Below are 11,478 nucleotides of genomic sequence, written 5' to 3' on the forward strand. Positions count from 1 at the left end.
CAGCTGGTTTGGCTTGTCATCGAAAGATGCTGATGAATACATTCAGGAACTGGAAAAAATGAAAATCCCCCGGGGTGAACTGATACTGCAGCATCTCGATGCGTTGATCCGACTTGTAGAGAACGTTTAGAGGTTTAGATGTTGAGATGTTTAGACGTTGAGACGTTTAGAGGTTGAGAGGTTGAGACTACGGAGTTTATTAAAAATTAGTAATATTTAATTATGTCGTTTTTGTAATGTGATTGCCTCTACCCCGGGGGTAAAATATACCGAAATTCGACTTAATACAAGATAATATTATCAATCCTATATATGATTTGCCAAATAATTCCTCCGGCCTGAAGTCCCGGGCTGCTGCTTTCTCCCCGTTTTTCCCGGACTGAAGTCCAAGGTCAATCATCCAATCTTCTGATTTTCCATCTCCACGTTTCATCTCAATTCTGCCAGGGAAATGACAATTTTCTCATGGATTTCGTTAATGGGTCCGGTAGAGCCTGTAAAGTTGTTGCACATCATAGAAAAAGTGATAAGCCTGCCGGAGCGGGATGTCACATAACCGGAATGGGAGCGGACCGCTTCAATATAGCCGGTTTTTATCCGGGCATTCATTTCTACGGGAGTCCCGCGGCCGAAATTTTTCAACCAGCCCGGCTCTTCATCCGATCCGCAGAGAGAAAAAGATTCCATATAAGTCCGGGCAAGGGGTGTTTGGGACATATAGGCCAGAATGTGTGCGAAATGGGATGTCCGAACCATATTGGATCGGGATAATCCGCTCCCGTCCTTCATCCGGAACCCATCCAATTCCAGTCCCCGTTCCGTAAAAATTTCCCGGACCGTCCGGGTTCCTGCAGATGTACTGCTCTCACCGGAATGGTGGAGAGCCGTCATCTTTAAAAGCACTTCCGTAAAAAGATTGACACTTCGCTTGTTTGTGACCTCAATGATTTCCCGGAGAGGAGGGGAAGAGATGATCAGGAGTGAATGAAATCCTTCCCGGTCTGTTGGTGTTTCTGTTACATTTACCTTTCCCCGGACTTCAATGCCGGCACGCATCAGGGCTTCTTTTAACCAATGTCCCATCCATTCCGGGGGATTTGGCATGGAGCCTCGAATTGTAAAATCCTCAAAGCCTGCAGGGACAGTCCCCCTGAGATAGGCTGTTTTTCCTCTGGGAGGACAGTAAATGTATCCCTGATCGCCGGATCCTTCGGGACCTGTTTTCATGTGATTGATAAAGGAAAGTCCGGGAATCCGGGGAGAAAGATCGATCACCGGTGCAGGATCCCCTTCTTTATCACCGGGACGGAATGTCAGATGATACAGATTGTTGGCAATATTCAATCCCCAAACCCCGGCTCCGTAATAATTGCCGATATCGGTCCAGATCCAATCATCGGGTAAAACCTGATCATCAAAGATACTCACATCCAAAATCAGATCTCCTTTTACAGACTGAATTCCGGCTTTTTCAACGGTCTGTACCAGCATGACTTTCAGCGAATCCATCTGAATAGCAGTTTTCAACCAGTCTGAACCTAAAACCGGATCTCCTCCGCCGATGACAATCAGATCTCCGTCCAGCACTCCGCGCTTATTGATATCCCCCTTATATGCCAGTTCTGTTTTAAATCGAAAATTTTCACCCAGTTCCAGCAAGGCTGCTGCCGTTGTCACCAGCTTGAGCCCCGATGCCGCTGCCAGACTCTCATCCGAATGGTGGTCAATAATGACTTCTCCGTTATCGGCATACATGGCATACACGCTCCATTGAGCATGTTTAAGAGCCTCTGTTTCCCGGGCAAGCCGTTCCGTAAGCTCTGCCGGCGTTTCTCCGAAAGTGAGAGATGAACAAAAGATTATTACGCTGATAATGAGTGCTGTCCGTTTCACGTTATCCTCCTGACAGATGTCTGTTAAATAGAATTTTCCCGAAAGTAGTCATCCCTGACGAATAAGTGAATCACTTTTTCAGTACATAGTGCAGGATTTACCCCGGTAAAGGATCTCACTGATTTCTTTTCGATAAAATTTAAAAATAAGGCATAAATGTTAAGCAAAATTCCCAGAAAACTTTTAATTTATAAAAATTGGGGAAACTGAGGATTCATGAAACACGAACGCAGCGCAAAAATTATTTTAGAAAACGGTATGGAATTTACGGGTAAGTCTTTTGGATATGAACGCTCTGTTTCAGGTGAAATTGTTTTTAACACGGCGATGACCGGATATCCGGAGAGCCTGACCGATCCTTCCTATAAAGGGCAGATTCTTGTATCCACCTATCCGTTAATCGGTAATTACGGCGTACCGGCACCGGAAGAGAAAGAAGGGCTCCATGCCTATTATGAATCGGACCGGATTCATGTTTCAGCGCTGATTATTTCCGATTATTCCTTTAATTATCACCACTGGAACGCTGCAAAAAGTCTTCAGGAGTGGCTTATCGAGCACAAAATCCCCGGAGTGTATGACATAGACACCCGGGCTTTGACCCAGATTCTCCGGGAGAAGGGGACCATGCTGGGAAAAATTCTCATAGACGGCGATACGGAATGGTATGATCCTTCCGGGGAAAACCTGGTGGAAAAGGTGAGCGTGGAAAGCCCTTTAACCTATGGATCAGGACGGTACCACATCGCTTTAATTGATTGTGGTGTGAAAAATAACATTATCCGGCAATTGCTGCGATTCGACACAAAAGTAACCCGTCTTCCCTGGGATTTTGATGTAACCCGTGAATCCTTTGACGGTATTTTTCTCACGAATGGTCCCGGTGATCCCAAACAATGCGGGAAAACCATTGGTAACCTGAAAAAAGCTCTGCAGAACGAAGTCCCCGTCTTTGGAATTTGTCTGGGATCCCAGCTTATGGCTCTGGCTGCAGGCGCTGATACCTATAAGCTGAAATACGGGCACAGGAGTCATAATCAGCCGGTGCAGCAGAAAGGGACTTTCAGATGTTACATTACCTCTCAGAATCATGGGTATGCCGTAGATCCTGATAGTATCCCTCCGGAATGGGAAATCTATTTTGAAAATGTCAACGACGGGACGGTGGAAGGAATCATCCACAAGGAAAAACCTTTCTTTTCAACCCAGTTTCATCCGGAAGCATCCGGAGGTCCGACCGACACTCAGTTTCTCTTTGAAGAATTTATCACACGAATAAAAAGCAGGTATGATGGATAAACAGATTCAGAAGGTCCTGGTATTAGGATCCGGCGCACTCAAAATCGGGGAAGCCGGTGAATTTGACTATTCCGGGTCTCAGGCACTGAAAGCTCTGAAAGAAGAAGGGATTCAGACCGTTCTGATAAACCCCAATATTGCCACGGTGCAAACCTCGGAAGAACTGGCGGATGAGATATATTTTCTTCCTGTAACACCCCACTTTGTCACACGGGTGATAGAAAAAGAGCGGCCTGATGGTATTTTACTGGCTTTTGGCGGACAGACGGCTCTCAATTGCGGCATTGCACTCTATAAAAACGGAGTGTTTGAAAGATACAATATTCAAGTTCTGGGAACGCCGGTCCGGGCAATTATTGACACGGAAGACAGAGACATCTTTGTTGAAAAACTCCGGGAAATTGGTGTCAGTACTGCCCGGAGTATGGCTACATCCTCAGTAGAAGAGGCTTGTCAAGCAGCCGAAACCCTGGGATATCCTGTCATACTCCGGGCGGCATACGCTCTGGGAGGCATGGGATCGGGGTTTGCTTCCGATGAAAAAGAACTCCGCCGAATGGCTGAATCGGCCTTTTCCTACAGCCCGCAGGTCCTGGTGGAAGAATCCCTTAAAGGCTGGAAGGAAATTGAATATGAAGTGGTTCGGGACCAATACGACAATTGCATTACAGTGTGCAATATGGAAAATTTTGATCCCCTCGGGATTCATACCGGAGAAAGTATTGTTGTGGCACCATCCCAGACACTTACCAACAGTGAATACCATAAACTCCGGGAACTCTCTATCCGGATTATCCGCCATATCGGAGTAATAGGGGAATGCAACGTACAATATGCCCTGGACCCCGACTCGGAGGGTTACCGCGTGATCGAAGTGAACGCCCGCCTTTCCCGTTCAAGTGCCCTGGCTTCAAAAGCCACCGGTTATCCCCTGGCTTTTGTGGCTGCAAAGCTGGGACTTGGATATGGTTTGCACGAGATAAAAAATTCTGTCACGCAAACCACATCCGCCTTTTTTGAGCCGGCTCTGGACTATATCGTATGCAAAATTCCCCGCTGGGATATGGAAAAATTCCAGGGAGTTTCCAAGAAAATCGGCAGCAGCATGAAAAGTGTGGGTGAGGTCATGGCCATTGGCCGGACCTTCGAAGAGGCAATCCAAAAGGGCCTCCGCATGATTGGTCAGGGAATGCACGGCTTTGTGGGCAACCGGGGTTTTGACGTGAAAGATGTGGACAAAGCCCTTACCGAACCAACCGATATGCGTATTTTTGTCATAGCCCATGCTCTGATGAATAACTATCCGGTGGAAAAAATTCATGCTCTGACCCGTATTGATCACTGGTTTCTTGAAAAGCTGAAAAACATTGTAAATCTATATACCCGGCTTTCAGAATATAAAAATCTTCAGGCGATTCCGGATTTGATACTTCTGCGGGCAAAACAGTTTGGTTTCTCTGATTTTCAAATAGCCCGGGCAGTTCTGAAAAGCCCGAACAAAGTCATTGAGAACGATTTGTTGCGTGTCCGGGAGGAACGGAATCGGCGGGGTATCCGTCCCGTGGTGAAGCAAATTGATACTCTGGCCGGAGAATTCCCGGCGAAAACCAATTATTTATACCTCACATATAACGGTCTGACTCACGACGTGACATACGAACAGGACGGAAAATCGGTTATTGTTCTCGGCTCAGGCGCTTACCGGATCGGCAGTTCGGTGGAGTTTGACTGGAGCAGTGTCAGTGCTCTGAAAACTATCCATGAACTGGGTTATCGGTCTGTCATGATCAATTACAATCCCGAAACGGTAAGTACGGATTACGATGTGTGTGACCGGCTTTATTTTGATGAATTGACTTTGGAACGGGTGATGGATATTGCAGAGCTGGAAAATCCCGGGGGAGTTGTTGTATCCGTAGGCGGTCAAATTCCCAATAATCTGGCTATGCGGCTTTACCGGCAGAAAATTCCGGTATTGGGAACGTCGCCCGTGTCTATCGACAATGCCGAGAATCGTCACAAATTTTCTGCTATGCTGGACCGGCTTGGGATTGATCAGCCCGAGTGGCAGGAACTCACAAGTATTGAGGATATTCACCGCTTTGTAGATATGGTGGATTTTCCCGTTCTCATCAGACCATCCTATGTCCTTTCCGGTGCGGCCATGAATGTGGTATCCAACCGGGATGAACTGGAGCACTTCCTTTCTCTTGCAGCAAATGTTTCCAAAGAATATCCTGTGGTTGTTTCCAAATTCATTGAGGAAGCAAAGGAGATTGAGATTGATGCCGTGGCAAAAAACGGCGAGATGATTCTTTATGCCATTTCAGAGCACATAGAATTTGCCGGAGTCCATTCAGGAGATGCCACAATTGTCTTTCCTCCACAGAAGATTTATCTGGAAACGGTCCGGCGGATCAAAAAAATAGCCCGGAGCATTGCCCGGGAACTCAGGATCTCCGGCCCCTTCAACATGCAACTCCTGGCAAAAGATAATCAGATTAAAGTGATTGAATGTAATCTTCGGGCATCCCGGAGCTTCCCTTTTGTTTCAAAGGTCTTGAAAGTGAATTTTATTGACCGGGCTACGCGTGTCATGTTGGGGGAGGATATTCCTCCCATAAACAAATCCATATTTGATTTGGATTATGTTGGGGTTAAAGCCTCTCAGTTCTCTTTTTCCAGGCTGGCCAAAGCCGATCCGGTGCTGGGTGTGGATATGTCTTCCACCGGGGAAGTGGGATGCCTGGGAGAGGATGTGTACGATGCCGTTTTGAAAGCCATGCTGTCTGTCGGCTACCGGATTCCGCAAAAAAACATTCTTTTATCCACAGGTCCGCTCCGGTCCAAGGTTGAAATGATAATCAGCAGCCGGCTGCTTCAGGAGAAAGGCTATAAGCTTTATGCCACGAAGGGGACCCATGATTTTCTGAAGAAAAACGGGATAAAAACGACAGTCCTCCATTGGCCGGATGAGGATAAAAAGCCTAATACTCTGGATTATATCCGGGAGAAAAAGATTGATTTGGTTATCAATATTCCCAAAAACCTGACGACGGGTGAACTCCGGAACGATTATGAAATCCGACGGAGTGCCATTGATCATAATATTCCCCTCATTACCAATGCCCGGCTGGCCAGTGCTTTTGTCTATGCTATGACCCGCTACAGAGAAAAGGATCTGAGTATACGGAGCTGGGGAGAATATGTTTAGGGGAGTGGAGAGTTGGTGTTTTGAGCTGAGAGTTTGTGATACTGGAGAAGGGTAGAGAATATTGATTGGATTGGATGATTGGGGCGTTGTCAGTTCTCAGTTGACAGTCGCCCGTTGGCAGTTGGCAGTTCCAACGCCCGCTGCTCCACGTATACACACCAGTCGCGAAGCGGCGCCAATTTCTAACTTCCAGCTTCTAACTTCTTAAAAAATAATTGATTCGATTAGGGATTTTCTACTGATTGGATACCGAGATTATAAGAGAAATGGGATATATGATTTCCGTAAGATAACGCCCCCCACCCCGGGGGTAAAATACACCGAATTCCGGCTTAACGCAAGATAATATTATTAAACCTATATATGATTTGCCAAATAATTCCCCAGTCTGAAATCCAGGATCATTCTCCCAATTTTCCAATCATCCGATCCAATCAATCTTATTGTGAAGTTGGAAGCTGGAAGTTGGCATCTCGCTACGACCGCCTGTCGGCGGTCTACTCGATGACCAGGCGCCGCTTCGCTCCTGGTTTGTTTATGTGCATCAGCGTTGGGACTTTCAAACTGTCGACTGACAACTGCCGACTGAGAACTGACAACTGCCGACTGCCAACTACCGCCCTCCTCATCCGGTCGTATCTGGATGCCTTTCTTTTGACTGTTATTTTTGGAGAGAATCAATTAATATTATTGATGGAAATCAAATAAATAAAAAAATGAAGGTGTATGTATGAAATGTCGGATATTTACTGTGTTGCTCATTCTGATTTTAGTGGTTCAGGCCTTTGGTGCCGAATTGAACAACCGGGAGTTCAGGACGGCCTGGGTGATCATCTGGAATTACATGGTTTCTTCAACGAATACAGAGGCGTCAATTGAAAAGAACAAGGCCAGGACGCGTGAGATTCTGGACAATATGAAGGCGGCAAACATGAATGCTGTTCTCTGGCATGTCCGGAGGGCAGGGGAAGTTTATTATCAATCCGATTATGAACCCTGGGGGACATACACCAATAACAGTTACCCCGGCTACGACCCTCTTCAGTATGCCATTGAACAGGCCCATGCAAGGGGTATGGAGCTCCATGCCTGGTTTAACACCTTTGCCACAGCTTCTCTGGCAAAAGGTGCGCCGGCACAAAAACATCCCAATTGGGTATGCCGGGACCGTGACGGAAATCCCATGCGGGATAACCTGTGTTTGTCTCCCGGACTGGCAGAAGTGCGGGAATATACCCGGGATGTGGTGTTGGAAATTGTCAATAAATATGATATAGACGGAATCCACTTCGACTATGTCCGCTGGAATGAATACAGCAATTCCAAAACCGGCCTGGAATGGGCCCTGTATGTGAAAGAGCACAACCTTGCCGACGGCTATATTCCTCCTGAAGAGGTGATTTACGACCTGACAAAAAACAAAGGCGGCCGTTACCTTTATGATGTTGAGCATCCCTATAGCGGGGGTGTGCCGGAAGGATACAGCTCCTGGGAAAATTACTGGCGTGGTTCAGTGAACCGGTTTATTGAACTGGTGGCGGATTCAGTCCGGCAGGTGAAACCCTGGGTGAAAATATCGGCCGCAGCCCTGGGACGCTATAAAGCCGGGGGGACCGCCAGCTGGAACGGGTATTACAGTGTTTACCAGGATGCGGCAAAATGGTTCAATGAAGGATGGGTGAATCATCTGATGCCTATGCACTATCACTGGACGACGGGACTCACGTTTGCCAATGAACTCAAAACAGACTGGTATCCCAATATAGGTCCGGGACTCGAAGCCGGGTATCACTATACAGCCGGACCGGCGTCTTATATCCTTCTGGATTATAATATCTGGTCAAACCACCGGAGTATCGTGAATGACACCCGTGATCTTGGCTGGACACATGGTTTTCAGTTTTTTAGTTATGGAAGCTGGGAAAGCTACCCTGACAGCTGGGAGTGGGCGAAAAAGAATATTTTCCACCGGCCCGTCAAACCACCGGTCGCGGAGTTTATGGGATATCCTGTACCGGCTGTTCCGGTCATTACTCTTATTCAGGATGATACATCCCGGTATCGCATTCATGTGGAACCGGGCGAATTGGATCAACCGCACTGGTTTGCCGTCTATCGTCAGCAGAGTCCGGATTTTGACCCCGATACCTCGGCAATTTTCCGGATCGTCCGTTCAGATTCCACCTTTGATATCCCTCTCTATTTTGATCCCAAAATGCCCCATCCCGAAACCTGGAAATTTACCGTTACCAGCCTGAACAGGGCCTGGATGGAAAGCGGTTTGTCCAATATGGTTGAAACGGAAGCGCTCCCCATGTATCCTCCGGCCGTCACCTGGCATAACATTGCCCCGAATGAAATGAATGTCCCCATCCATCAGCATCTTTTGATTACCTTTGACTATCCTGTGGATCCTGAGACATTCTCATCGGCCTTGTCCATCTCTCCAACAGCGGATATGGCCATTGAATGGCGGGAGGATCTGAAGGCTGTTACCCTCACTTTTCCTGAACAATTGCAGTATGGCACACCCTATCAGCTCCGTGTGGAACCATCCGCCGTGGGGCTTTATAACCGGGTCCCACTGGATGGGAACAGGGACGGCTACGGCGGTGATGCCTTTGTCCTCGATTTTACCACGGAGCCGGCGGACACGGAAGGACCCGTTGTGGATACGCAGAGCCTGTGGCCACGTCCCGGATCAGCGGAAATCACGGGGTTTTCCGTCAATGGCTTAATTTCGATTCCTTTTAACGAAATCATTGACAGTTCAACCGTTCACCGGGCCTTGACTATTACAGAAACACCGGTGGGAATTCCGGATACCCTGGATCCTCCGGCCGTGGCATGGAAAGTGACAACGGCGAATAATCAATCGGTATTCACCTTGAAATCCTGTACGGAATTTATTCCGGACTGCGAATACACCATCAGCCTGAGCCAGGATCTGAAGGATCTGAAAGGAAATGCACTTTCTGAGCCGTATGAAATGACATTCACAACCCAAAACCGCCATTTGGCCGATTCCAGGTATATTGACCGCATGTTTGCCCGGGGAACCTGGAACAAGCCCCAAATGTCTCCCTATACCTACGGGATCAATGAAAGCGTAACCAATTTCTGGTACACGGAGGAATTTTTCGTGCCCGGACAGACTCCGGAAAAGAGCGGTTATCTGACATATCTGTGGGATCCTGACACAACGGACGGGTTTTTGTCCGTTGAACTGGTGGATGGTGTGCCTGCCATACGTACCATGGACTCTACAAAAACGCTCCATGTTTTTATTTACAGTGATGGAAGTGAGAATCTCTTCCGCATTTGCTTAAAAGAAATGACAGGCGGAGTGCTTACCGGGTTGGAAGTTTCCAAATGGGATACGCTGAACTGGCTGGGCTGGAAACTCTTCGAATGGCCGCTGAATGATCCTTCTGTTGTAGGAACCTGGGCCGCAGGTGGCGGTGATGGAATCCTGAACGGCGATGAATACCTGATTCACAGCTTTCAGATGCGGCGGACACCGGAAAGTGCCCTTTACGGGACTATCGGGGTGGATAATTTTTACCAGGTGGTTTATGGGGATGGCCGTCTGACAGGTCTTGAGAAACCGGTACAGGTTCCCCTGGATTATGCCTTGGGGAATAACTATCCCAATCCCTTTAACCCCGTGACAACTATTCCTTTTGTCATACCCCATGATGTTTCGGTCACGCTGGATGTGTTGGATGTAACTGGCCGCCGGGTTGCGGTTATCCATGAGGGCTTTATCACGGCAGGGCGCCATAGCGTGGTTTTCAATGCCTCGCACCTTGCGTCGGGAATTTATGTCCTGCGGCTCCGTGCCGATGGAATACAAAAGATTCAAAAGATGGTTCTGATGAAGTAATATTCAAATTAAAACAGAAACAGACAAAAGCACCTTCCAAAATGGACGGTGCTTTTTTATATGGGACGTATTGAGTGGAGGAGAAAGAGACGAAGAAAGCCTTATTTTTTTGAATACAATCGCAAGCTGTTCATAATCACGGTAATACTGCTGACAGACATGGCCAGGGCTGCCAGGATGGGGTGGAGTTGTCGGAGAAGGTTTGGCAGATTCTCGAAAGGATAAAGTACTCCCGCAGCTACAGGGATGAGCAATATGTTGTAGAAAAAGGCCCAGAATAGGTTTTGTTTAATCGTCGTTAGTGTTTTTCGGGCAAGAAAGAGTGTATCCTTCAACCGGGTACTCTGGTGTCCGGATAAAATGATATCGCCGGATTCGATGGCCACATCCGTGCCTGTCCCCATGGCAATTCCCACATCGGCCAGGGTTAAAGCCGGAGCGTCATTCACACCGTCTCCCACCATGATCACTCGGTGACCCTTTTGTTGGAATTCTTTGACGATATCCGCTTTCCCATCAGGCATGACACCGCTGTGCACTGTTTCAATACCGGCTTCCCGGGCGACGGCCTCAGCCGTGACCCGGTTATCCCCGGTGACCATGGCTGTTTTGAGTCCCATTTCCTGCAAAGACCGGATCGTTTCGGGGATATCCTCCCGGAGCCTGTCTGCCAATCCGGTCATTCCGGCAACCTGCCCGTCAATTTCCGTCAGGATTACCGTTTGACCTTTTTGGCGAAGGGCCTGAACCCGGGATATGATTTCATCTGTATAATTTTTTTCCTTGAGGATCCACTCCGGTTTTCCCACGCGAATGCTTTGATCCCCCATCCGGCAGGAGAGTCCGTCCCCACTGTGAATTTTAAAATTTTCCACCGGCTGCTGAGATATCCCCTGTAATTCACCATATTTCACAATAGCCTTTCCCAGGGGATGTTCTGAAGCGGCTTCAGCCGATACGGTGAGGGCAAGCCAGTTTTCCGGAGCCTTTTTCAGGGGGATGACATCCTGTACGGTCAGTTCTCCCCGGGTGATGGTCCCCGTTTTGTCAAAGAGGATCACATCCGCCCGGGCGGATGTTTCCAGGGCTGTGCCGTTCCGGAAAAGTATGCCTTTCAAGGCCCCTCTGCCGGTCCCCGCCATAATGGCTGTGGGAGTGGCCAGACCCATGGCACAGGGACACGCAA

At 48.0% G+C, this 11,478-nt stretch carries 5 protein-coding genes; 3 read left to right on the forward strand and 2 right to left on the reverse strand.

The window, feature by feature from the left end; all coding sequences use genetic code 11:
• Nucleotides 1-429: 429 nt before the first annotated feature.
• Entirely contained in the window at nucleotides 430-1,893 is a 1,464-nt protein-coding gene (dacB, locus tag J7K63_03215) for a D-alanyl-D-alanine carboxypeptidase/D-alanyl-D-alanine-endopeptidase (protein MCD6234033.1), read from the reverse strand.
• Between the two features lie 216 nt (nucleotides 1,894-2,109).
• Here dacB and carA point away from each other — a divergent pair, with 216 nt between their 5' ends.
• From carA to J7K63_03230, 3 genes are all read left to right on the forward strand, one after another.
• Nucleotides 2,110-3,192, forward strand: a complete 1,083-nt coding sequence (gene carA, locus J7K63_03220; GenBank protein MCD6234034.1) for a glutamine-hydrolyzing carbamoyl-phosphate synthase small subunit — start codon at nucleotides 2,110-2,112, stop codon at nucleotides 3,190-3,192.
• The gene (carB, locus tag J7K63_03225) at nucleotides 3,185-6,406 is read left to right on the forward strand and encodes a carbamoyl-phosphate synthase (glutamine-hydrolyzing) large subunit (protein ID MCD6234035.1); all 3,222 of its coding nucleotides are present in this window, start codon (nucleotides 3,185-3,187) and stop codon (nucleotides 6,404-6,406) included. Before carA ends, carB begins: the two co-directional genes overlap by 8 nt.
• 730 nt (nucleotides 6,407-7,136) lie before the next feature.
• Nucleotides 7,137-10,292 carry a family 10 glycosylhydrolase gene (locus J7K63_03230; protein ID MCD6234036.1) on the forward strand — a complete coding sequence of 1,052 codons (3,156 nt, stop codon included), beginning with the start codon at nucleotides 7,137-7,139 and terminating at the stop codon, nucleotides 10,290-10,292.
• Between the two features lie 101 nt (nucleotides 10,293-10,393).
• Here J7K63_03230 and J7K63_03235 read toward each other — a convergent pair.
• The coding region (locus tag J7K63_03235) for a heavy metal translocating P-type ATPase (GenBank protein ID MCD6234037.1) at nucleotides 10,394-11,478 on the reverse strand (1,085 nt) is incomplete at its 5' end.

The sequence above is a fragment of the Candidatus Neomarinimicrobiota bacterium genome, from assembly GCA_021157965.1.
Taxonomy (GTDB): domain Bacteria; phylum Fidelibacterota; class Fidelibacteria; order Fidelibacterales; family Fidelibacteraceae; genus Fidelibacter.

Coding starts and splice junctions, on each gene's coding strand:
- carA (MCD6234034.1), top strand. CDS start 2,110: ATGAAACACGAACGCAGCGCAAAAATTATTTTAGAAAACGGTATGGAA.
- carB (MCD6234035.1), top strand. CDS start 3,185: ATGGATAAACAGATTCAGAAGGTCCTGGTATTAGGATCCGGCGCACTC.
- J7K63_03230 (MCD6234036.1), top strand. CDS start 7,137: ATGAAATGTCGGATATTTACTGTGTTGCTCATTCTGATTTTAGTGGTT.